22 protein-coding genes and 7 tRNA genes are annotated in these 21,956 nt (G+C 72.2%); 18 read left to right on the plus strand and 11 right to left on the minus strand.

The genetic code is table 11. From position 1 onward, the window contains the following. The first annotated feature begins 236 nt into the window (after window positions 1–236). Entirely contained in the window at window positions 237–1,469 is a 1,233-nt protein-coding gene (cobA, locus tag AC07DO_RS25730) for a uroporphyrinogen-III C-methyltransferase (protein ID WP_479062957.1), read from the plus strand. Between the two features lie 90 nt (window positions 1,470–1,559). Next, window positions 1,560–2,378 (plus strand): TrmH family RNA methyltransferase, encoded by an 819-nt coding sequence (locus tag AC07DO_RS25735; protein WP_479062959.1) that lies wholly within the window; start codon window positions 1,560–1,562, stop codon window positions 2,376–2,378. Here AC07DO_RS25735 and AC07DO_RS25740 read toward each other — a convergent pair whose 3' ends face one another. Then, window positions 2,379–3,776: a serine/threonine-protein kinase gene (locus tag AC07DO_RS25740; protein WP_479063269.1), complete on the minus strand. Its 1,398-nt coding sequence runs from the start codon at window positions 3,774–3,776 to the stop codon at window positions 2,379–2,381. A 196-nt stretch (window positions 3,777–3,972) separates the two neighbouring features. Here AC07DO_RS25740 and AC07DO_RS25745 point away from each other — a divergent pair, with 196 nt between their 5' ends. The 4 genes from AC07DO_RS25745 to AC07DO_RS25760 all read left to right on the plus strand — a co-directional run bounded on the left by AC07DO_RS25745 (window position 3,973) and on the right by AC07DO_RS25760 (window position 6,752). Continuing rightward, on the plus strand, window positions 3,973–4,251 hold the full coding sequence (locus AC07DO_RS25745) for a hypothetical protein (RefSeq protein ID WP_150219720.1): 279 nt from the start codon (window positions 3,973–3,975) through the stop codon (window positions 4,249–4,251). Between the two features lie 199 nt (window positions 4,252–4,450). Next, window positions 4,451–4,654 (plus strand): hypothetical protein, encoded by a 204-nt coding sequence (locus AC07DO_RS25750; RefSeq protein ID WP_055569527.1) that lies wholly within the window; start codon window positions 4,451–4,453, stop codon window positions 4,652–4,654. A gap of 777 nt (window positions 4,655–5,431) precedes the next feature. Continuing rightward, complete coding sequence (locus AC07DO_RS25755) at window positions 5,432–6,379, plus strand: phosphotransferase (RefSeq protein WP_479062961.1); 948 nt, start codon at window positions 5,432–5,434, stop codon at window positions 6,377–6,379. A 70-nt stretch (window positions 6,380–6,449) separates the two neighbouring features. Beyond that, complete coding sequence (locus AC07DO_RS25760; protein WP_479062963.1) at window positions 6,450–6,752, plus strand: TFIIB-type zinc ribbon-containing protein; 303 nt, start codon at window positions 6,450–6,452, stop codon at window positions 6,750–6,752. 57 nt (window positions 6,753–6,809) lie between these two features. Here AC07DO_RS25760 and AC07DO_RS25765 read toward each other — a convergent pair. The 5 genes from AC07DO_RS25765 to AC07DO_RS25785 form a co-directional block, all read right to left on the minus strand. After that, a tRNA-Val gene (locus AC07DO_RS25765) sits at window positions 6,810–6,884 on the minus strand. Window positions 6,885–6,913: 29 nt separating this feature from the next. After that, window positions 6,914–6,985, minus strand: a tRNA-Val gene (locus AC07DO_RS25770). Between the two features lie 39 nt (window positions 6,986–7,024). Then, a tRNA-Val gene (locus AC07DO_RS25775) sits at window positions 7,025–7,096 on the minus strand. A gap of 1 nt (window position 7,097) precedes the next feature. After that, window positions 7,098–7,171, minus strand: a tRNA-Cys gene (locus tag AC07DO_RS25780). A gap of 40 nt (window positions 7,172–7,211) precedes the next feature. Then, a tRNA-Gly gene (locus tag AC07DO_RS25785) sits at window positions 7,212–7,284 on the minus strand. A gap of 187 nt (window positions 7,285–7,471) precedes the next feature. Here AC07DO_RS25785 and AC07DO_RS25790 point away from each other — a divergent pair. From AC07DO_RS25790 to AC07DO_RS25800, 3 genes are read left to right on the plus strand one after another with little or no spacing between them, the layout of a single operon-like run. Further along, a complete protein-coding gene (locus tag AC07DO_RS25790) occupies window positions 7,472–8,497 on the plus strand; it encodes a chorismate-binding protein (RefSeq protein ID WP_479062965.1) in 1,026 nt (341 codons plus the stop codon). After that, window positions 8,494–9,315 carry an aminotransferase class IV gene (locus tag AC07DO_RS25795; RefSeq protein ID WP_479062967.1) on the plus strand — a complete coding sequence of 274 codons (822 nt, stop codon included), beginning with the start codon at window positions 8,494–8,496 and terminating at the stop codon, window positions 9,313–9,315. The genes AC07DO_RS25790 and AC07DO_RS25795 overlap by 4 nt, the downstream gene beginning before the upstream one ends. Before the next feature lie 53 nt (window positions 9,316–9,368). Beyond that, window positions 9,369–10,196, plus strand: coding sequence for a GNAT family N-acetyltransferase (locus tag AC07DO_RS25800; RefSeq protein WP_479062969.1), 828 nt, complete (start codon window positions 9,369–9,371; stop codon window positions 10,194–10,196). 24 nt (window positions 10,197–10,220) lie between these two features. On the opposite strand, the gene AC07DO_RS25805 is transcribed toward AC07DO_RS25800, so the two are convergent. After that, window positions 10,221–10,751, minus strand: coding sequence for a DsbA family protein (locus AC07DO_RS25805; RefSeq protein ID WP_479062971.1), 531 nt, complete (start codon window positions 10,749–10,751; stop codon window positions 10,221–10,223). A gap of 207 nt (window positions 10,752–10,958) precedes the next feature. On the opposite strand from AC07DO_RS25805, the gene AC07DO_RS25810 reads away from it, so the two are divergent. Together AC07DO_RS25810 and AC07DO_RS25815 are read left to right on the plus strand one after the other, a co-directional pair. Then, on the plus strand, window positions 10,959–11,405 hold the full coding sequence (locus AC07DO_RS25810) for a hypothetical protein (RefSeq protein WP_479062973.1): 447 nt from the start codon (window positions 10,959–10,961) through the stop codon (window positions 11,403–11,405). Window positions 11,406–11,668: 263 nt separating this feature from the next. Next, window positions 11,669–11,917, plus strand: coding sequence for a hypothetical protein (locus AC07DO_RS25815; RefSeq protein ID WP_479063280.1), 249 nt, complete (start codon window positions 11,669–11,671; stop codon window positions 11,915–11,917). Here the strand turns inward: AC07DO_RS25815 and AC07DO_RS25820 are convergent. Both AC07DO_RS25820 and AC07DO_RS25825 read right to left on the minus strand, forming a co-directional pair. Then, window positions 11,914–12,483: a CGNR zinc finger domain-containing protein gene (locus AC07DO_RS25820; RefSeq protein WP_479062975.1), complete on the minus strand. Its 570-nt coding sequence runs from the start codon at window positions 12,481–12,483 to the stop codon at window positions 11,914–11,916. The genes AC07DO_RS25815 and AC07DO_RS25820 overlap by 4 nt on opposite strands. A 214-nt stretch (window positions 12,484–12,697) precedes the next feature. Next, the gene (locus tag AC07DO_RS25825) at window positions 12,698–13,111 is read right to left on the minus strand and encodes an SsgA family sporulation/cell division regulator (protein ID WP_003959770.1); all 414 of its coding nucleotides are present in this window, start codon (window positions 13,109–13,111) and stop codon (window positions 12,698–12,700) included. A 191-nt stretch (window positions 13,112–13,302) separates the two neighbouring features. Between AC07DO_RS25825 and AC07DO_RS25830 the strand changes: the two genes are divergently transcribed. Beyond that, window positions 13,303–13,737 (plus strand): TIGR02611 family protein, encoded by a 435-nt coding sequence (locus tag AC07DO_RS25830; RefSeq protein WP_479062977.1) that lies wholly within the window; start codon window positions 13,303–13,305, stop codon window positions 13,735–13,737. A gap of 62 nt (window positions 13,738–13,799) precedes the next feature. After that, window positions 13,800–13,871, plus strand: a tRNA-Val gene (locus AC07DO_RS25835). 110 nt (window positions 13,872–13,981) lie between these two features. Here the strand turns inward: AC07DO_RS25835 and AC07DO_RS25840 are convergent. Next, on the minus strand, window positions 13,982–16,408 hold the full coding sequence (locus tag AC07DO_RS25840; RefSeq protein WP_479062979.1) for an SCO7613 C-terminal domain-containing membrane protein: 2,427 nt from the start codon (window positions 16,406–16,408) through the stop codon (window positions 13,982–13,984). Between the two features lie 67 nt (window positions 16,409–16,475). Between AC07DO_RS25840 and AC07DO_RS25845 the strand changes: the two genes are divergently transcribed. Together AC07DO_RS25845 and AC07DO_RS25850 are read left to right on the plus strand one after the other, a co-directional pair. After that, window positions 16,476–16,922, plus strand: coding sequence for an SRPBCC family protein (locus AC07DO_RS25845; protein ID WP_479062981.1), 447 nt, complete (start codon window positions 16,476–16,478; stop codon window positions 16,920–16,922). Window positions 16,923–16,961: 39 nt separating this feature from the next. Further along, window positions 16,962–17,033, plus strand: a tRNA-Val gene (locus AC07DO_RS25850). Window positions 17,034–17,111: 78 nt separating this feature from the next. Here the strand turns inward: AC07DO_RS25850 and AC07DO_RS25855 are convergent. Next, window positions 17,112–17,837, minus strand: coding sequence for an exonuclease domain-containing protein (locus AC07DO_RS25855; RefSeq protein ID WP_479062983.1), 726 nt, complete (start codon window positions 17,835–17,837; stop codon window positions 17,112–17,114). A 168-nt stretch (window positions 17,838–18,005) separates the two neighbouring features. On the opposite strand from AC07DO_RS25855, the gene AC07DO_RS25860 reads away from it, so the two are divergent. The 3 genes from AC07DO_RS25860 to thrS all read left to right on the plus strand — a co-directional run bounded on the left by AC07DO_RS25860 (window position 18,006) and on the right by thrS (window position 21,899). Then, window positions 18,006–18,572, plus strand: coding sequence for a DUF4365 domain-containing protein (locus AC07DO_RS25860; RefSeq protein WP_479062985.1), 567 nt, complete (start codon window positions 18,006–18,008; stop codon window positions 18,570–18,572). Further along, a complete protein-coding gene (locus AC07DO_RS25865) occupies window positions 18,572–19,813 on the plus strand; it encodes a hypothetical protein (RefSeq protein ID WP_479062987.1) in 1,242 nt (413 codons plus the stop codon). The genes AC07DO_RS25860 and AC07DO_RS25865 overlap by 1 nt, the downstream gene beginning before the upstream one ends. A gap of 106 nt (window positions 19,814–19,919) precedes the next feature. Further along, on the plus strand, window positions 19,920–21,899 hold the full coding sequence (gene thrS / locus AC07DO_RS25870; protein ID WP_479062988.1) for a threonine--tRNA ligase: 1,980 nt from the start codon (window positions 19,920–19,922) through the stop codon (window positions 21,897–21,899). Window positions 21,900–21,956 lie beyond the last annotated feature (57 nt).

Consider the following 21,956-nt stretch of genomic DNA (forward strand, 5'->3'; position numbering starts at 1 on the left):
GGGTTGCGAGGGGGGGGCCTGATGGGGGGAGGGGGGGTGTCGTTGGAGGGGGGGGGGGGGGAAGGAGGGGGCGTTTGTGGGGGGGGGAGTTTTTTTTTTGGGGGGGGGGGGGGGGGGGGGGGAACCCCCCCCCCCCCCCCCCCGCCATACTGAACCCGCACGTCAAAGAGCCGCTCCAGCGCCGCAGCGGTACCCCGCACCAGCAAGACTCCGCCCGCACGAGGAGCCGTAGAGCCATGGCCGAAAACCCCGCCTACCCCGTAGGCCTCCGCCTCACAGGCCGCCGTGTCGTCGTCCTCGGCGGCGGCCAGGTCGCCCAGCGCCGTCTCCCGGCCCTCATCAAGGCGGGCGCGGACATCACCCTCGTATCCCCCTCGGCCACGCCCTCCGTGGAAGCGATGGCCGACGCGGGCGAGCTCACCTGGATCCGGCGCAGGTACGAGACGGGCGACCTCCAGGACGCCTGGTACGCCCTGATCGCCACCAGCGACGCGGAGGCGAACACCCAGGCCTCCGCGGAGGCCGAGGCCCACCGCGTCTGGTGCGTGCGTTCCGACGACGCCGAGCAGGCCACCGCGTGGACCCCGGCCACGGGGCGCTCGGAGGGCGTCACGGTCGCCGTCCTCTCCTCCGACATCAACGACCGCGACCCCCGCCGCACCGCAGCCATCCGCGACGCGGTCGTCGAGGGACTGCGCGACGGCAGCCTCGTCGCTCCGCACCTGCGCACCCGGACCCCCGGCGTCGCCCTCGTCGGCGGCGGCCCCGGCGACCCCGACCTGATCACGGTCCGCGGCCGCCGCCTCCTCGCCGCCGCGGACGTCGTCATCGCCGACCGGCTCGGCCCCCGCGACCTCCTGGACGAGCTGCCGCCGCACGTCGAGATCATCGACGCCGCCAAGATCCCGTACGGCCGTTTCATGGCCCAGGAGGCGATCAACAACGCCCTGATCGAGCACGCCAAGCAGGGCAAGGCCGTCGTCCGCCTGAAGGGCGGCGACCCCTACGTCTACGGCCGCGGCATGGAGGAGCTCCAGGCACTCGCCGAAGCGGGCATCACCTGCACCGTCGTACCCGGCATCTCCAGCTCGATCTCGGTCCCCTCGGCGGCCGGCATCCCCGTCACCCACCGCGGCGTCGCCCACGAGTTCACGGTGGTCAGCGGCCACGTGGCGCCGGACGACGAACGCTCCCTGGTCGACTGGGAGTCCCTCGCCAAGCTGCGCGGCACCCTCGTGATCCTCATGGGCGTCGACAAGATCGGCAAGATCGCGGCGGCCCTGATCGCCCACGGCAAGGCGGCCGACACCCCGCTCGCCCTGATCCAGGAGGGCACCACGGCCGCCCAGCGCCGCGTCGACGCGACGCTCGGCACGGTCGCCGAAGCGGTCCGCACCCACGAGGTGAAGCCCCCCGCCGTCATCGTCATCGGCGACGTCGTGAAGGTCGGCCCCGAGCCCCTCGCGTAGCGCCCGTCCCTCCCACCTCCAAGTAACCAGCGGTAACGGAACCGGTCCGCAGCCGTTGGCACCACACCCAGGACAAGGCAGTATCACCCTGTGGCTGATCTCATCACCGTCGACGACCCCGACGACCCGCGCCTGCGCGACTACACAGGCCTGACCGACGTAGAGCTGCGCCGCAAGCGCGAACCGGCCGAGGGGCTGTTCATCGCGGAGGGCGAGAAGGTCATCAGACGGGCCAAGGACGCCGGGTACGAAATGCGTTCGATGCTGCTCTCGGCGAAGTGGGTCGACGTCATGCGCGACGTCATCGACGAACTCCCGGCCCCGGTGTACGCGGTCAGCCCCGACCTCGCCGAGCGGGTCACCGGATACCACGTGCACCGCGGCGCCCTCGCCTCCATGCAGCGCAAGCCGCTGCCCACCGCCGACGAGCTCCTCGCGACGACCCGCCGGGTGGTCGTCATGGAGGCGGTCAACGACCACACCAACATCGGTGCGATCTTCCGCTCGGCCGCCGCGCTCGGCATGGACGCGGTGCTGCTCTCCCCGGACTGCGCGGACCCGTTGTACCGCCGCTCGGTGAAGGTCTCGATGGGCGCCGTCTTCTCGGTCCCGTACGCCCGGCTCGAGTCCTGGCCCAAGGGTCTGGAGGGAGTGCGCGAGTCGGGCTTCAACCTGCTCGCCCTCACCCCCGACGAGAAGGCCAAGTCACTGGACGAGGCGGCGCCGCACCGCATGGACCGCGTCGCGTTGATGCTCGGCGCGGAGGGCGACGGCCTCTCCACGCAGGCGCTGGTCGCCGCCGACGAATGGGTCCGCATCCCGATGGCCCACGGCGTGGACTCGCTCAACGTGGGCGCGGCGGCGGCGGTCGCGTTCTACGCGGTGGCGACGGGCCGCCCGCACCTCTGATCAGCCGCGGGCGCCGTCCTGCCCCGTCTCGACCGCCCCACTCTGTGACTGCTGCTGTTGCTGCTGCTGGTGTACGCCCGTGTCACCGAGGCTCCGCGCGGGTCCCTGACACCCCTGCGCCGCCGCGATGCCGAGTGCCACCAGCAGCGTCACGACCACGAACACGAAGATCCGCTGACGCAGCAGCCGCGGATTGGCGGGACCCCTGCGTCCCGTTCCCGTGGTCCGCGGACCCGGACGTCCCGAGCCACCGCGCGTCGTGTTGCGGGGCCCCGAGGGCCGGGAGCCGGAGCGCGAGGCACCGGGCCGGGAGGCCCCGGTCCGCGACGATCCGGTCCGCGACGATCCGGTCCGCGACGATCCGGTACGAGAGCCGCCCGTCCGGGACGAGCCGGTCCGCGAAGGACCGGTCCGCGGCGCCGCCGTCCGGGACGCCCCGGACCGGGGCGGGGGAGTGGAGCCGGGGGCGGCACGCCGCTGTGTGCGCTCGTCCAGGTAGCTCTCGGCGAGCCGGCCGGTGGGCCGGTCGTGGTCCTGGCGGGGTGCGGGCGGCCGGACGTCGCTGATCCCCTGCGCCTCGCGGGCGGCGATCTCCTTCAGCCGCAGCGACAGCTGCAGCGTGCTGGGCCGTTCCTCCGGGTCCTTGGCCAGGCAGGCCCTGATGAGCGGCGCGAGCGCGTCGGGCACGCCGTGCAGCTGCGCCTCCTCGTGGACCACCCGGTACAGCATGACCTCGGAACTGCCGTGTCCGAAGGGCGAGTCCGCCATGCCCGCGTAGGCGAGCGTGGCGCCGAGCGCGAAGACGTCGGTGGCGGGGGTGACGGCGGCGCCGCGCACCTGCTCGGGAGCGAGGAAGCCGGGGGAGCCTACGGCCGTCCCGACGTGCGTCAGCGTCGAGGCGCCGGTGGCCCACGCGATCCCGAAGTCGATGATCCGCGGCCCCTTGGGGGACAGCAGAATGTTGGACGGCTTGAGGTCACGGTGTACGACACCGGCCTCGTGCACGGCCACGAGCCCCTCGGCGAGAGCCGAACCGACCACGGCCACGTCGGCCGCGGAGAGCGGGCCCTCGGCGGCGACCTTGTCGTGCAGCGAGGGCCCGGGGACGTACTGCGTGGCGAACCACGGCCGGTCCGCGTCGAGGTCGGCGGCGACGAGCCGCGCGGTGCAGCCGCCGCGGATGCGGCGGGCCGCGGAGACCTCGCGGGCGAACCGCGACCGGAACTCCTGATCCTCCGCCAGGTCGGGCCGGATCACCTTGAGGGCGACGCGCTGCCCCCGCCGGTCCGACCCCAAATAGACGACCCCCATGCCGCCGGCGCCCAGGCGCCTGTGCAACCTGAACGAGCCGACGACACGCGGGTCCTCGCGCCGGAGCCGCATCATCGCCATGTCCATCCCCGCTACCCGGTCCGTCTGACGAGCCACAGCTTACGTTTCCGCGGCCGGGCACGTGCAGAGGCCGCGCCCTCGCGGGGCGATCGATTGTCAGTGCCGGGTGGGAAACTTGAAGAGTGGTCAGGGGGCGGGGAAGCCGGGGCCGTTGTCGCCACCCCGTACCCCAACCGACCATCACTGAAGGGGGATTGATCCCGTGAAGGGTGATCGCGTGGAGATAGTCGTGGATGCCGGTGACACGACCCGGACGTACGAAGTGGTGGCGAGCAGGGCGGGTCGCCGGGTGGAGACGGCGGTGCGCAGGGGAGTGGTGGAAGTGAGCGAAGTCACCCGTAGTGGCTCGGTGGTCCGCACGGCACGGTTCATGGCCACGCGGGTCCTGGCCCTGGTCGAGCAACCGGTCCCCCGGGAGGACTCCTCCGAGGTCAGGGCCGCCCCCTCAGGGTCTTCCCCGAGTCCTAGGACCACGTCCTAGGCCCCCATCTCCACCCACGGGAGTACGTGCGCGTCGATCGGTCATCCTCCGGGAGGCCAGGCAATCGGTACGAGGGCATGACGCCCGGCAGGTCGCGCGGACCTAGATTTGAGGTCAAGCGGCGGGTGTAGCACTCGTCCCCCGAGGTCAGACACTCGCCGCTTGCCAAAACCACATCGAAGCGGTCAGGAGAGGAATCATGGCGGACACGGCACCGCGGACCATGATCCGCACGCAAGGGCGCAGGTTCTCCGCGTTCGGCGTCCGCCCGTCCGGCACGCGCCACCCTCTGGTGGCGACGGCCATGGTCCTCCCCCTGGCAGCCCTGCTCGTGGTCGTCTTCGGCGGCTGGGAAGCAGTGGTCACACAAGCGTCGTCCGTGGGCGTGATGCTGGGGCGCTGAGCGGCGCCCCAGGCCCGGAAGAGCGGTCCGGGCGGGGACATCCGGCCATGAAACCCCGTGGGGACGGGGGTGCGGCGGACGGCAGAATGCCCGCGCAGCTGGGGAGCTGCGCGGGCATTGCCACGTCTGGCGGGGCACCCACCGTTCCTACCCCAGCCCCGGCCCACGACAGGCCCACCGTGCCGCGCACGCACGCGAGGGGGGGCCGCCCCCCCCTCGCGGGCTCCGGAGCGGGGCGCCCTACGGGTCCACCCCTGCCCCGACACGCGAGAAGCGCGCTTCGCCGGGTGTGTCCTATGGGCCCACCCCGGCGCCTGGCACGTCGGAAAGTCACCTCGCCAGGGGAGACCGGGTGCCCCTTGACGGGCCCTCGGAGCGGGACGCCCTACGGGTTCACCGCTGTGCCTGGCATGTGAGGAGCACCTCTGCACCTGGCCTGCCGACGGCTCGCCTTGCCGGGCACGTCGGCGGCCGGGGCCACCCCGGCACCTGGCACGTCGGAAAGTCACCTCGCCGGGTACGCCGGGGGTTCCTTGACGGGGGCCTCGGAGCGGGACGCCCTGCGGGTTCACCGCTGCGCCTCGCGATCCAGTTGCCCCATTCACCCTGTCCCGCCAGTAGCTCGCCTTGCCGCGCGCAGGGCGCCCGGAGCTGCCCCTCTGGCTGCCCCGGCTCCCCGGGGCGGCCAGAGGGGCGGAACGGTGACGGGAGACGTGAGCCCGGGCCTCGCCCGGGTGCGTACGCTTCGGGCGTGTTCCTCTCGACCTACGGAGTTCCGTGACCGCCGCCGTTCTTGCCGCTCTTGCCGACTCCGCCCGTGCCGTTGCCCATCGGAGGTCCGGTGGGTCCTGTGTCTGCGGGGACAGGGACGCCGTGCTCGCGGACCGGGCGGATGCCGGCGTCGTCCGGCACGGGGACGTCGTCGCCAAGGCGCACGCCGTGGACACCGACCTCGCGGACCTCGCCGTACGGCTCGACGTGGCCGCCCGGATGCCCGGAATCCTCCTCGCGCCCTCCGCGCCCGGCGTGACCCGCCTCCACGGCCGACTCGTCACCTTCTGGCCCTACGGAACCCCCGTCGACCGCGACGATCCCGACTCCGCCCCCTGGGAAGCCGCCGGCGCCCTCCTCGCCCGGCTCCACGCCGCCCCGCTGCCCCATGCGCTCCCGCCCATGCGCGGGCCCGCCAAGGCCGCCCGTGCCGTGGCGCGGCTGCGCGCCGCCGGTCCGCACCCCGCCGCGCCTCCGGTCCTGCGGGCCTGGGCGGGCCTGCCGCCCTGGGCCCGCGACGAAGCCCCCGCACCCGGCCCCCACGCCCTCTGCCACGGCGACCTCCACCTGGGGCAGCTCGTGCGCGCCCCCGACGGGCACTGGCTGCTCATCGACGTGGACGACCTGGGGGCGGGCGACCCCGCGTGGGACCTGGCCCGTCCCGCCGCCTGGTTCGCGTGCGGGCTGCTCTCCCCGGAGGAGTGGGCCCGTTTCCTGGACGCCTATCGGAACGCCCGCGGTCCGGCCGTCCCCGTCGATGGCGCCGACCCCTGGCCCGCCCTCGACGTCCCCGCCCGCGCCCTGACCGTGCAGACCGCGGCACTCGCGATCACCAAGGCCGTCGCGGCCGACCGCGCCCTGGACGAAGTCGAGCAAGCCCTGGTGGACGCCTGTGCGCGCATGAGTGGAGTCGAGGTCCGCCCGCCGGAGTTGGCCCCGGACACCACGAAGTAGGGTGCAACGCACCGAAGCCGGGCAGTCTCCCGGCGAAGCAGTCACCACCGGCGAGGAGTTGAGCCGTTCCATGCAGTGCCCCAAGTGTCACGCACCTATGCACACGTACAACCGCAATGGCGTCCAGATCGAGCAGTGCAGCGGCTGCCGCGGGATATTCCTGGACTACGGCGAGCTGGAGTCCCTGACCCGCCTGGAGGCCCAGTGGGGCCAGCAGGCCCCGCCCCCGCCCGTCCCGCCGGCCGCCCCCCAGGGTTACCCCGCGGCCCCGGCCCCCGCCTGGGGCGCCCCGCACGGCGGCCACGGCACTCACGGCGGCCACTACGGCCACCAGCGTCACAAGAGCTTCGGGCACATGCTCTTCTCGTCGTAAGCCAAAGCGACACACGACGAAGCCCCGGCCGTGGAGACGGCCGGGGCTTCGTGTGGATGGTGCGCGATACTGGGATTGAACCAGTGACCTCTTCCGTGTCAGGGAAGCGCTCTCCCGCTGAGCTAATCGCGCAGGTGAACCTGCGTGTGCTGCGTACTGCGTGCGCGATACTGGGATTGAACCAGTGACCTCTTCCGTGTCAGGGAAGCGCTCTCCCGCTGAGCTAATCGCGCGGGACGACCTTCACGAAGATGATCTTCTCGAAGATCCAGTGGACGATACTGGGATTGAACCAGTGACCTCTTCCGTGTCAGGGAAGCGCTCTCCCGCTGAGCTAATCGTCCTTGGAGGTGGAGACGGGATTTGAACCCGTGTAGACGGCTTTGCAGGCCGTTGCCTCGCCTCTCGGCCACTCCACCAGGAGTATGAGGGTTCGGGAAGATCCCCCACTTTCCTGCGAGCGGACGACCAGGTTCGAACTGGCGACCTCAACCTTGGCAAGGTTGCGCTCTACCAACTGAGCTACGTCCGCTTGTCTTTCCCGTTCCGCTTGCGCGTCCCGGCGACGTGTTGAACTCTAGCGGATTCCTGGGCCAGTACAAAAACGCGTTTGCGCAGCGTGCTGCGCTGTCCCTGGTCCGGGGCGCCGTCGGCACACCGGTCATAGACTCGCAGCCGTGCACAACCCCCCTCTGACATCGTCTCCCGCGCTCCCTCCCATGGCGCGCTTCGGCCGTCTCGTGGCCACCGGGCTGCGCGACGTGACCAGCGATCCCGCGGCCCTGGACTCCACCGGCTTCTGGGCCGTGTCCGCGGATTTCGAGGGCGGCACGGTCTGCGCCCGCTTCGACGACGTGCGCGAGGAAGCCGTGCCCGCCCCCGTGCCGGGCGGCTGGCACGGCCCGGCCGCCGGGGACTGGACGTCGTCCCTCGACCGCGCCGCGTACACGGAAGGCGTGCGGCGGGTACGCGCGTACATAGCCGCCGGCGAGGTCTACCAGGCCAACCTCTGTCGCGTCCTGTCCGCGCCCGTCCCCGCCGACGCCGACGTGGACGCCCTCACCTCCCTCCTCGCGCGCGGGAACCCCGCCCCGTACGCGGGAACGATTCGGCTGCCGGAGCACGGCGTGGAGCTCGCCACCGCCTCTCCCGAGCTGTTCCTGCGCCGCGACGGGCGCCACGTGGAGTCGGGCCCCATCAAGGGCACGGGCCGCACCGAGGCGGACCTCCTGGAGAAGGACTACGCGGAGAACGTCATGATCGTGGACCTCGTCCGCAACGACCTCGGACGCGTCTGCGCCACCGGCTCCGTCACCGTCCCCGACCTCTGCGTGGTGGAGAAGCACCCCGGACTCGTCCACCTCGTCTCCACCGTCGCCGGCGAGCTGCGCGCCGGAGCGGGCTGGCCGGACCTCTTCGACGCGGCGTTCCCGCCGGGCTCCGTCACCGGCGCCCCCAAGTCCAGCGCCCTGCGGATCATCGACGAGCTGGAAACGGCGCCCCGCGGCCCCTACTGCGGCGGCATCGGCTGGGTCGACGCCGACCGGGGGACAGGAGAGCTCGCCGTGGGGATCCGTACCTTCTGGATCGACAGGGACGAGGGCGCCCTGCGCTTCGGGACCGGAGCGGGCATCACCTGGGGCTCGGACCCCGAGGGGGAGTGGCGGGAGACCGAGCTGAAGGCCGCGCGCCTGCTGGCGGTAGCGTCGGGCACGTACGAAGCGAGCGAAGGAATCCCCACGTGAAGATCTGGCTCAATGGCGGGCTGCAGGACCTCGACGACGCCCGCGTCTCCGTGCTCGACCACGGGCTGACGGTGGGCGACGGCATTTTCGAGACGGTGAAGTCGGTCGAGGGCCGCACCTTCGCCCTGACCCGCCACCTGGCCCGGCTCGCGCGGTCGGCGCGCGGCCTCGGACTGCCCGAGCCGGACCTCGACGAGGTGCGCCACGCCTGCGCCGCCGTCCTCGACGCCAATCCGCTCCCGCTCGGGCGGCTCCGGATCACGTACACCGGCGGCCTCTCACCGCTCGGCTCCGACCGGGGCGACCAGGGCACCACGCTCGTCGTCGCCCTCGGCGAGACCAAGCGGCGTCCCGACACCACCGCGGTGATCACCGTGCCGTGGACCCGCAACGAACGCGGCGCGCTGACCGGCCTGAAGACCACCTCGTACGCGGAGAACGTCGTGGCCCTGGCCCGCGCGCACGAACACGGCGCCACGGAAGCCCTCTTCGCCAACACCGTCGGACAGCTCTGCGAGGGCACCGGCTCCAACGTCTTCGTCGTGCTCGACGGCGAGATCCACACCCCGCCGGTCGCCTCCGGCTGCCTCGCGGGCATCACGCGCGCGCTGGCCGTCGAGTGGACGGGCGCACGCGAGACCGACCTGCCGCTGGACGTCCTCGAGCGCGCCGACGAGGTCTTCCTGACGTCGACGCTGCGCGACGTCCAGGGCGTGCACCGCGTCGACGACCGCGAACTTTCCGTCGCGCCGGGCCCGGTGACCGCCAAGGCGATGCGGATCTTCGACGAGCGTGCCGCCGACGACCTGGATCCCTAAGTCCGGGGAAACCTCGGTGACGGTACGGGCCGGGGACGGGTAGAACCAGAGGGATGACCACGACCCTGCGGCCGACCGGGCCGCTTCAGCAGGGCGCCGACGGCGCCAAGGCGCGCACGTACGACGTCTGCGTCAACAGCCGTCCCGTGGGGTCCATAGGCCTCGCCACGCACGAGGTCTTCGGCCCCCGCGTCTGCCGCCTCCACGATCTGCGGATCGCGGAGCCGGACCGCAGGCGCGGCCGCGGCACGGTCGCGGCGCTGGCCGCCGAGGAAGTGGCGCGCGGCTGGGGGTGTGCGCGCATCGAGGCGACCGTCCCCGCCGACGCGGCGGCGGCGCTGCGGCTCGTCACGGCGCTCGGCTACGTGGAGCGGAGCCGCCGCCTGACGAAGCCGCTGACGGACCCGGTGCCCACGCTGCCCGTCGGTACCGAGGGGCGGCCGATGACCGAGGCCGAGGCCGGACCGTGGCTGGTGCGCGCGAAGGAGCTCTACGCGAGCACCTGGACGGACCGCGGCCTCCCCGAGGACGAGGCGCGCGCCAAGGCCGAGGCCGACCACGCCCGGGCCCTCCCGAACGGCGTCGCGACGCCCGACACATGGCTGAGCGTTCTCATGCATCGCGGCACCCAGGTGGGCACGCTGTGGCTCTCCGTGGCCGACGGCGACGCGTTCGTCTACGACGTCGCGGTCCATGCCGAGCACCGCGGGCACGGGCACGGGCGGTCCCTGATGCACCTCGCGGAGGCGCAGGGCCACCTGGTGGCGGGCCGCGACCGCATCGGCCTCAACGTCCTCGCCGACAACACCCCGGCCCTGCGCCTGTACGCCTCGCTCGGCTACGAACCGGCGTCGTACTACTTCTGGAAACCGCTCCTCTAGGAGGAGGCGTCCGGGAGAACGCGTCTAGGAGGAGGTGTCCGCCGCGAGAAGCCGGTCGGTGATCTCCTCGACGCGCTCGCGCAGCCCCTCCTGGCTCTTGCCGCCGTCCAGGCGCTCGCCGCCGACGACGTACGTGGGGGTGCCGGTGACGCCGATGGCCTTGCCCTCGGCCTGATCGGCGTCGACGATCAGGATGTGCCGGCCGTCGATCAGGGCGGTGTCGAACTCCTCCGCGTCCAGACCGAGTTCGCGGGCCGTGTCCACCAGGTGGGCCTCGCCCTCGCGGTCGAGCTTCTCGACCCCGGCCAGTGCTGCCTCCACGTACGGCCACCCCTTGCCCTGCTCGAACGCCTCCTCGGCGGCCTGGGCGGCGGCGAAGGAGTGCTTGTGCTTCTCGAGGGGGAAGTGCCGCAGGCGCAGCTCGACGCGGTCGCCGTAGCGGGCGCGCAGGGCGCGCACGTCGTCGAGGGCGGTACGGCAGTCGGGGCACTGCAGCTCGCACCAGACGTCGATGACGACGGGACGGGCGGGGCGGTCGGCAGGGGAGTCGCTCATGGGCACAGTCTCCCAGCCCGCGGATCCACCCCCCAACCGGGACGGCGCCTCACCGACCGGCACCTGCGGAGGAGGCGCGACCCCTAGATGACCCGGAAATGTCCCTGAGGTCCGCTCCGGACATGGCTCAGCGGCGCCCACCCGGTGCAGCATGGAAGGGACGACAGCGTCTTTTCCCGACGTACGCCTGCATGCCTGGAGGACCGGATGATTGCCGAGACCGTCTGTTCCGCCGTGTCCGCGGCCGGGCTCGGCATCGCCGCGGTCATGGCCTACCGCAAGCGCCTCCTCTCCGCGGCCCGCCTCGCCGCGTACTCACTGGTTCCGATAGGCCTGGTGCTGACGGGAGTCGTGGGGTGGGCGGCGGACACGGCGTTCAGCTTCAAGGCATGGGTCGGCTTCGGCGTGCTCGGCGCGGCCTGGCTGATGTTCCTGGGCACGCGCGCCGTGGAGCGTCGCACCGGCGGAACCCGCAAGGAGCGCAAGGCCGCGAAGGCCGCCCAGCGCGAGGCGGTCGCCCCGGCCGCCTCGGCACCCTCGCTCGGCGGCAGCACCCGGCAGAGCGCGGCCCGGCCCGCGGCCAAGCCGCAGTCGGCCGCGCCCGCGGAGGACTTCAGCGACATCGAGGCCATCCTGAAGAAGCACGGCATCTGACGGCGGCCACCGCTTCACCGCCGCCCCTGCCACCATCACCGCCGTTGGCACCGCCGCCACTGCCTCGCGGCGTGCGGCCTGCTCGGATCCCTCGTTCGGGTACGGACGGGGCGGCCCGGCAGCGCGGACGAAGTGCCCCTGAGCGAGCGGTGGAACGGGCCCGAAGCTGGAGTTTTCCCTGTTCACGGGTTCCGGCGAACTCCCGCCCCGATCGGGCGTGTTGGTCGGCAACCTGCCCGCGGCTGCGTCATCATCACGACGAGATGCTTGACACCACCACAGAGGGCGATGCCGCTCCGTCGGACGACGGCGGACACACGGCACCGGCCCATGAGCGACGACCTGCGGCCGCGGAGCGGCACGCCACCGACGGCGAAGCGGAGCGGCCCCACGGTGACGAGGAGCGGCAGGGATGCCTCTACGCCCTCTCCCAGCCACCCTTGATGATCTTCCTGGCGGTGATCAGCACCCTGATTCTGGTGGCCACGCTCCACGACCTGCTGCTGCTCTAGGGGACGCTCTGCCCCGAGGCCTCCTTGCGGCGGGCGCGGTACGCGGCGACGTGCAGGCGGTTGCCGCAGGTGCGGCTGTCGCAGTAGCGGCGCGAACGGTTGCGCGAGAGGTCGACGAAGGCGTGGCGGCAGTCCGGGGCTTCGCAGCGCCGCAGCCGCTCCTGCTCGCCCGCGACCACGAAGAACGCGAGGGCCATCCCGCAGTCGGCCGCCAGGTGGTCCGCGACGGACGCACCGGGTGCGAAGTAGTGGATGTGCCAGTCGTAACCGTCGTGGTCCGTGAGGCGCGGCGTGGTGCCGGCCCGCGCGATCAGGTCGTTGAGGATCGTGGAGGCGGCCTGCGGTTCGGGGTGCGCGAAGACCTCGCCGAAGCGGGCGCGGATGCGGTGCACGTCGGCGAGGTCGCCCTCCGAGAGCGTCCCGACGTCGCTCACGTCGTGGTTTCGTACGAAATCACCGAGCGCCGCCACGTTCGCGAGCCCGTCCGTGCCGTTCGTCTCCGGTGCGGTGTTCACCAGATCGACCACGGCGTCGAGAGAACACCGGGTGTCGTGGGTGATCAGCACGATTTGCTCCCTGGCCTGGGGGTCGGGCCGGTGCCCGCCGATGCTGGCCGATGCTAGCGGCTCCGCCACGGGACGCACCGGCGCCGTCGTCGCGGGAAACCCGCGGCGACGGCGCCGGTGCTGCATCTGTTCGCCTTGTGTCGTTGTGTCGTCACTGCTTGCGCCGTCGCCCCGAGTCGGACGGCGTGGCGGTTCTCGACGCGCCGGGCGGCGCTCAGCTCTCGGCAAGGATGTGGGAGAGCTCCGTGTCGAGGTCGAAGTGGCGGTGTTCCGTACCGGGTGGCACGGCTGCGTCCGTTCGCTTGAGAAAGGATTCCAGGGCCCGCGCCGGGGCCTCGAGCAGAGCCTCGCCCTCCGGGGAGCTCAGGGCGATGCATACGACGCCCTGACCGTGGCTCCGGGACGGCCAGACTCGGACGTCGCCGGTACCGGTGGGCCGGTGCAGGCCCTCGGCGAGGAGGTCGCGGGCGAACACCCACTCGACGGTTTCCTCGGCTCCGGTGTGGAAGGTGGCGTGCACGGCATAGGGATCGGCCGTGTCATACCGCAGTCCTGCGGGAACAGGCAGTGAGGACTCGCTCGACACAACGAGGCGCAGGTGCAGCTCGCAGCTGACCGTGGTGTTCATAAGCGCCAGGGCCTTTCGCTCAGTGTGCGCTCGGGGATTCGCACGTCGGCGAAATCGACATGCCACCTACGGTGCCGTTGTAAACCCCTCTGAGGGATTTGCGTGTCTTTAGACGCCCCGTATGGCGGATTGTCCCATCCGCTTGTGCACCCATTCCGGTGATGGGTTTCCGTCCGGTAGGGTTTGGCCGCATGAATACGGGGAGTAACGATTCGGCGGGGGTCACGGATCCGACCGCCGGAGCCACGTCCGAACCGCCGCTCGGCTCGCGGGCTCCGCAGTACGTCCAGTCCCGCAGGATGCTGCACCTGAGCTGGCAGGTGGGCGTCTTCATCGTCGGTCTCGCGGTCGTCGTCGCGGGCATCATCATGCTGCCGCTGCCGGGCCCCGGCTGGCTGGTGATCTTCGGCGGCATGGCGATCTGGGCGACCGAGTTCGTCTGGGCCCAGCTGGTGCTGCGCTGGACGAAACGCAAGGTCACCGAGGCGGCACAGCGCGCACTCGACCCGAAGGTGCGCCGCCGCAACATCATCCTGACCACGATCGGCCTCGTGATCGTCGCGGTGCTCGTCGCCGTCTACGTGTGGAAGTTCGGCATCACGATGCCGTGGAAGATCAAGGAGTGACCGTCGGCTCCTGGGCGGTCGGGAGCACCCGCTGACATGCGGTAATGTTCTTCCTGCGCCCGGGGCGATTAGCTCAGTGGGAGAGCGCTTCGTTCACACCGAAGAGGTCACTGGTTCGAACCCAGTATCGCCCACCCCGGATTACGGCCCGGAGGCTATTGAGCCTCCGGGCCGTTCTCGTATTCCCGCGCCCTTTAAGGGAATTGACGGGTCCACATGTTCCGCGGCGGTCGGCGGCCGGTAATCAGTGCATTCGGTTCAGGACATTCCGGAACCGGCGTGCGTCGCGCAGGCGTTGCTCGTACGTGGCGCCGACCGCGAGCAGCAGCAGACCCGCGAGCGCGGGTGGCAGCCAGCGGGGAAGCGCGTCCACGACCTGCACGATGTACGGGGCGAGTTCGTGCAGCGCGTCCAGGGCGAGGACCGTGCCGCCGAGGACCAGCGGGGCGCGCAGCCGGTGGTGGGCGCCCACCAGCGTCAGGGCGAGGGCCGCCGTGCCGAGCAGCAGCGGACGCTGCCAGTGCACGTCGCTCCAGGCGGCCGCGAGGCTCGGGAGCAGCGTCACCGCGAGGCCCGGACCGTAGGCCGTCCAGGAGGAGGCCGCCGGGTCGCGGCGCCGCCGCAGCCACCCGATGAGGAGCGCGGGGACGGTCACCGGCAGGGTGTACGCCTCCGGGGCCGACACCTCCCACGACGCCAGGCGCACCCAGCTCGCCAGGACGAACAGCACCCCGGCCGCGTACCCGACGGAACGGCGGTCCGCCCGCAGCGCGGTGCCGGACGCGATGACCCCGCAGAGCGCCAGGACCAGCGCCAGCATCGGGGCGTCCCCCGCGGCGAGGACGACCGCGACGGCTCCGGAGACGGCCGCCATGACCTCCACGGGCGGCGTCAGAGGATGCGTACCGAGACGGGCCGCGGCCGCGGCCGCAAGCGCCGGCACCAGCAGCGAGAGCAGCCCGATGTGCTCGGGACGCAGGCCCCACGCGGCCCCCGAGGCGCAGACCAGCGCGGTGGCGGAGGCCAGGGAGGCGCAGGCGGCGAGCGCGGCCGTGCCCGGAGCGGGCGCCCCTGCCCGTGCCAGGCGCACACAGGCCGAGAGGTGCAGCGCCGTCAGCACGCCGAGTGCGGTGAGGGTGGCCGTCGTGGTGGCCAGCGACAGGAACGCGACGCTCGCCGACGACACCAGCGCGAGGACCGAAGCGGTCACCGCGGGAACGGCCGACGTGGCACGCGCGGCCACGGCGAGGAGGACGGCGGTCGACAGGAGCTGGGCCGCCACCCCGGCCCCGTACGGAAGGCGGAGCGCGGCCGGCAGCGCCACCGCCGCGGACCACAGGAGCACCGGCGCGCCGTACCGTGCCGCCCGCCGCGCCGACTCGCCCAGCGGTCCGGCCGTCACGCCGAGCACGGCGGCGACGGCGCCGAGCACAAGCGGGGCCATGAGCGGGTGCGCGAGCGGCAGTTCGAGCAGCAGCGCCGACCGGGCGTCGCCGGGCGCACCCGACCAGACACGGGTCCCCCAGCCGAACGGGCCGAGGAGAGCGATCGCCGCGACCGGCAGCGCCCACAGCACCGCGATTCCCTGCACCACGGCGGACGCCGCGAGGACCCCGCGCCGCAGCGTCCACGGCAGTGAGGTGCGGACGACGGCCAACAGCGCCATGCCGCACGCGAGATACGCCGGCACCGTCCACGCCGCGGGCAGCACGGTCCGCAGCACCCCGCCCGAAGCGGCCACCACCAGCAGACCGCACGCACCGGCCGCACCGCTCACCACCTCGGCGCCCTTCGCCCACCGCGCGACCGCCAGCGCGATCCCCGCGGCGAACAGCAGCAGCACGCCCGCGCGAGCCGCCCCGCCAGGACCCGAGGCCTGGACGGAGAGCCAGCCGGCGCTCGCCGCACCCCACAGCCCCAGCACACCGGCGCCGGCCGTGGCGACGACACGCACCGAACGGATCCCCGCCCACAGCGCGAGCGCCGCGTCGAAGGCCGCCGTCACGAGCAGCGCGGCCGTCATCACGTACGCACCTGCGTGCGCTGCCCCCGCCCACAGGACCAGGGGGAGTTGCGCCGTCACGACCGCCGTCGGCAGCGCCAGGCGCAGCTCCCGGAGCAGCAGGCCGTACGCGGCCCAGACCGCGGCCAGAACCGCGGAGGTGACGGCCGCGTACCCGAAGGCGCTCACGTCCGGGAGTGCGAGGTAGCGCAGCGCGTACGCGTCGAGGACGGTCAGCGCGAGGCCGAGGCCCGCCACCGCCTCCGCCGTCGAGCGCAGCGAGCGCCGCAGCAGGAACGCGGGCGTGCCGAGCGCGCCGAGCGTCACCGCGCCCAGGACCGCGCTGCGGCCGCCGATCCCCAGATGGCCCCAGCTCACCACCGTGAACGCGATCGCGGCGACCGTCAGGAGCACCCCGCCCAGCGCGAGCAGGACGTTCTGCACGCTCGGCGGCGTGGCGTCGGGGGCGGGCGGCCCGGCCGGACGAGGGGGCGGCCCGGCCGGGACCGCCGCGCGCAGGACACCGAGCAGCCAGGCCCGGCGCTGCAGCAACTGCGTCCTGCGCGCCTCCAGTTGGCGCAGCTCCATGTCGAGGATGCGGAGCTCCTCGGCAGGAGGCGGAATGTTCGTCATGCCAGGGAGTGTGGTCCGCGGCACACCGCGCGGCATGGGTGCGGATACTCAGAACGTACTCAGATCCGGTACGGGTCCCGGTGCGTCCGGCAGACTGCTGCCCATGGACTGGTGCCATTACCGCTTCCGCAGCGTCTGGGAACTGCCCGGCGCGCCCACCGGCGTCTTCGCCGCCCTGGAACGGGCCGAGGACTATCCGCTGTGGTGGCCGCAGGTGCGCGAGGTGACACCGCTGGACGACCGAAGCGGCATCGTCCGCTTCCGGTCCTTCCTGCCGTACGACCTGGTCGTCACCGCACGGGAGCGGCGCAACGACCCGGCGGCCGGGGTCCTGGAGATCGCCATGAGCGGGGACCTGGACGGCTGGGCGCGCTGGATGCTCACGGCCACCCCCGCCGGCACACGGGTCCGCTACGACCAGGAGGTCGACGTCCACAAAGCCCTGCTGCGGCGCCTCGCCGTCCCCGGACGTCCACTGTTCCGGCTCAATCACGCCCTGATGATGCGCGCCGGGCGGCGCGGCCTCGCGGCCCGTCTGCAAGCGGTTTGAAGGAAAGGCGCCCGGACCTGTATTGTTCAGTGCGTTCCCGGGCGATTAGCTCAGTGGGAGAGCGCTTCGTTCACACCGAAGAGGTCACTGGTTCGAACCCAGTATCGCCCACCCGGAGAATGCCGGTCCGTCAGCAGACGGACCGGTTTTTTCTTGCCCGCGCCGGGCGTACGTGCCCGGTGCCCGACCTCAGGCCGCCGCCGGGAAATCGGCGCGCAGCGGCCACGCCGGGTCCACCGTCTCCGGAGTGCCGCTCTTCGCGAACCACGCCTGCAGGCCGCGCGCCTGAGCCGCATGCCAGACCGCCTGCAACGAGTGCAGCTCGGCAGGCGAGAGACGCTCCAGACGGCCGGCGAAGCGCCGCCCCACCGCGCGCACCACATCCATGGCCGCCTGCGCGTCCGCCGCCGCGTCATGCGCCTCCGACAGCTCCACCTCGTAGTGCGCACACAGATCCGTGAGCGTCCGGCGGCCCTTGCGGTAGCGGTCCAGCTGCTTGTCCAGGACCCGCGGGTCGATCACGCACAGCGAAGAGCCCTCCGTGTAGCGGCTCAGCGACGAGGCGCGGTGCCTGCGCAACTCCCGGTCCAGGATGGTCAGATCGAACGGCGCGTTCATCACCACGATCGGCCGGCCCGCCGCTCCCTGCTCGGCCAGATCGCGCGCTATCTCCTCCATCACCGGCGCGGGCCAGCGACCCGTGCGCTGAAGGTGATCCTCCGTCAGTCCGTGCACCGCGGTGGCGGCCGCGGGCACGGGTACGCCCGGGTTCACCAGCCAGCGGGTGATGCGCGGCCGGGTTCCCGCGCCCTGCTGGACGACGACGGCGGCCGACACGATCCGGTCGGTCTCGACGTCGACGCCCGTGGTCTCCGTGTCGAATGCGGCCAAGGGGCCCTCGTACCAGCACGTCATGGTGACGCAACTCCTCGTTCAGTCCCGGCAGATGACGTTCGGTCCCCTGCCCACGCTGGTGATACCCGGGCCGTTTGCGCTGTACGCGGCCCGGAGACAACAGAGGTGAGGGGCTTTGGAATTCACCGTCCCGGCGCAGAACGACCCGGCTCGGAAGGCACGTTGACCATGGCGCTCGCGCAGCCCGACCAGGGTGGGCTGCTGCCCGAGCGGATCGCACCGCCGCGCGGCACACTCGCCACCACCGCCTGCATGGAGACGCTTCAGGTGGGCTACCTGCACGCCGTAGCGGCAGCCGCGGGCTGCTCGCTCTCCCAGCCCTTTCCGGACAACGGCATCGACTGGCACGTCAGCCACAGCGCCCCCGGGCACACGGTCGACGACGAGGTCACCATCAAGGTCCAGCTCAAGTGCACGTACCAGATACCGCCGAAGCCCGCCGGGCCCGCCTTCTCCTTCACGCTCGACAACGCGCACCTGGAGAAGCTCGCCCGCACCCCGGTCTCGGTCCACAAGATCCTGGTCGTGATGCTCGTGCCCCGCTCCCAGGACGACTGGCTGCGCGCCGGCCACGACCGGCTCGACCTGCGGCACTGCTGCTACTGGGCCAATCTCGCCGGGCACCCCGTGACCGGCCGGCGCAGGACCACCGTGCGCGTCCCGACCTCGCGGATCTTCGACGACCGCGCCCTCTGCGAGATCATGACGCGCGTTGGAACGGGAGGGAAACCCTGATGCAGCGCCCCTTCGGCCACGACGAGTTCGACCACCACGAGTCGATGCCGCCCGTCCGCCCGCACCCGGCCCCGGCCGCGGGCGGCTGGACCGAGCCCCCCGAACCCTCCCGCGTCGACCCCTCCGTCCTCGGCGCGCTCCTCGCCCGGCACGGCTGGCAGCGCCGCGGCGGAGCCCCCGGCCGCTACGCGCGCTGGACGCCCCCCGGCCCCGGCGGCGCCGGCACCAGCCTGCTCGTCCCCGAGAGCCGCGCCTTCCCCGACTGCGAGGACCTCCTCGCGGAGGCGCTCGTCGCACTGTCCCGCAGCGCGTCGCCCGCCGCCCGCGAGGTACTCGTCGGACTCGCCGTGCCCAGCGACGAGATCCACTGGTCGCGCGACGTGTGGACCGGTCCCGCGGACACCGCGACCTGGCCCGAGGAGGAACAGCTGCGCTCCGCCGCCCGGCAGATGCTCCTCGCCGGCGCGCTCGCCGCACGCGGCCGCGCCGGCTACTACGGCGCGCGGCACCGCGGACCCGCCGTCGCGTCCCTGGAGAACGTGCTCGTCGGTCCCGCCACCGGTGGGCAGCAGCTCACCGCCTTCGTGCCCGTCATGACCGGGCGTCCCCTCGCGGTCCGCCTCCACCAGGCGCTCTGCGCGGCCCGCGAGGCCATCGACTACCAGCGCGCCACCGGCGGCATGGACGCCTTCGACGGCGCGGTCGAGGCAGGCGTCAGTCACGAGCTGACCGAAGCGATCGTCGCCCTGGTGCGCGGCACCGAAGGGGCGCGCGTCGCCGTGCAGTGGGCGCCGGGAGCGGGGGTGCCCGAGGGGTGCGCGGCCCACGCCGAACCCGTCGAGTTCTCGCCCGGCGACCTCCCCGCGCTGCGCGAGGCGGGCGCCCGTTACCTCCGCGACGAGCCGTCGGTGCCGGTGCGGGTCACCGGAGCCGTGGTGCGGATGCGGCGGTCGGCACCCCACGAGGACGGCACCGTGCGGATCAGGGTGATCGCGGGCGCCGACGTCCCGTACGTGCGGATGACGCTGGACGAGGAGGCGTACCGCATCGCGGGCCACGCCCATCTGGTCGGGCTGCCGATCCGGGTGCAGGGGAGGCTGGAGAGCAGGGGCGGGTTCCGCAGGCTCACGGGGGCGAGCGGGGTGGTGCCCGTACAGGTGGACGAGGCGGCGCGCGACCGGCTCATGAAGTCGCTCCAGGAGAACCTCGACTTCTTCGAGGAGGCGTGCAGCACGGACTGAGAGGGTGCGGAGAGATCCGTTTCGCGGCGGGGGCCCGCGGCTCGGTACGATCCCTAGTGCGCGCGCAACGGAAAGCGCCGCACCCCCCTTCAGGTAGGAGAGACCGGTGTCAGACGTCCGTGTGATCATCCAACGCGATTCCGAGCGGGAAGAGCGCGTGGTGACGACGGGCACTACGGCCGCCGAGCTCTTCCCCGGGGAGCGCACCATCGTCGCCGTGCGCGTGGCCGGCGAGCTGAAGGACCTCGCGTACGTGCCGGCCGACGGCGAGGAGGTCGAGCCCGTCGAGATCTCCTCCGAGGACGGCCTGAACATCCTGCGCCACTCGACCGCGCACGTCATGGCGCAGGCCGTGCAGGAGCTCTTCCCCGACGCCAAGCTCGGCATCGGCCCGCCCATCCGGGACGGCTTCTACTACGACTTCGACGTCAAGGAGCCCTTCACCCCCGAGGACCTCAAGCGCGTCGAGAAGAAGATGCAGGAGATCCAGAAGCGCGGGCAGAAGTTCTCGCGGCGCGTCACCACCGACGACGACGCGCGCGTCGAGCTCGCCGACGAGCCGTACAAGCTGGAGCTCATCGGCCTCAAGGGCAATGCCGCGCAGGCCGCCGACGGCGCCGACGCCGAGGTGGGCGCGGGCGAGCTGACCATGTACGACAACCTCGACGCGAAGACCGGCGAACTGTGCTGGAAGGACCTCTGCCGGGGCCCGCACCTGCCCAGCACCCGCGCCATCCCCGCGTTCAAGCTGATGCGCTCCGCCGCCGCTTACTGGCGCGGCAGTGAGAAGAACCCGCAGCTCCAGCGCATCTACGGCACCGCGTGGCCGTCCAAGGACGAGCTGAAGGCGCACCTGGAGTTCCTCGCCGAGGCCGAGAAGCGCGACCACCGCAAGCTCGGCTCCGAGCTCGACCTCTTCTCCTTCCCGGAGGAGCTCGGCCCGGGCCTCGCGGTCTTCCACCCCAAGGGCGGCGTGATCCGCAAGGTCATGGAGGACTACTCGCGGCGCCGCCACGAATCCTCCGGGTACGAGTTCGTGAACACCCCGCACATCTCGAAGGAGAAGCTCTTCGAGGTCTCGGGTCACCTCCCGCACTACGGGGAGGGCATGTTCCCGGCCATCGAGTTCGACGAGCAGAACTACCGCCTCAAGGCGATGAACTGCCCGATGCACAACCTGATCTTCAAGTCGCGCGGGCGTTCCTACCGTGAGCTGCCGCTGCGCCTCTTCGAGTTCGGCACCGTGTACCGGTACGAGAAGTCGGGCGTCGTGCACGGCCTGACCCGCTCGCGCGGCTTCACGCAGGACGACTCGCACATCTACTGCACCAAGGAACAGATGCCGCAGGAGCTCGACACGCTCCTGACGTTCGTGCTCGACCTGCTGCGGGACTACGGCCTGACCGAGTTCGAGCTGGAGCTGTCCACCCGCGACGACTCCGACAAGTTCATCGGCACGGACGAGGACTGGGCGGAGGCCACGGAACAGCTGCGGCTCGCCGCCGAGAAGCAGAACCTTCCGCTGGTGCCCGACCCGGGCGGCGCCGCGTACTACGGCCCGAAGATCTCGGTGCAGGCCAAGGACGCGATCGGTCGGTCCTGGCAGATGTCGACCCTGCAGGTCGATTTCAACCAGCCCAAGCGGTTCGGTCTCGAGTACACGGCGGCGGACGGGTCCAAGCAGCAGCCGGTCATGCTCCACAGGGCCCTGTTCGGGAGCATCGAGCGCTTCTTCGGGGTGCTCCTGGAGCACTACGCCGGCGCGTTCCCGGCGTGGCTCGCGCCCGTGCAGGCCGTCGGCATCCCGATCGGCGACACGCACATCCCCTACCTCCGCGAGTTCGCCGAGAAGGCGAAGGAGCAGGGGCTGCGGGTCGAGGTGGACGCGTCGTCCGACCGCATGCAGAAGAAGATCCGCAACCAGCAGAAGGCCAAGGTGCCCTTCATGGTCATCGCGGGCGACGAGGACATGAGCAACGGCTCCGTGTCCTTCCGCTACCGCGACGGCTCGCAGGAGAACGGCATCCCCGTCGACGAGGCCATCGCGAAGATCGTGAAGGCGGTCGAGGACCGCGTCCAGGTCTGACGCCACGGTGACACGGCGGTGAGCTCGGGCCCCGGGGACCTCTCCCCGGGGCCAAGT

It is taken from the genome of Streptomyces sp. NPDC045678, assembly GCF_056432085.1.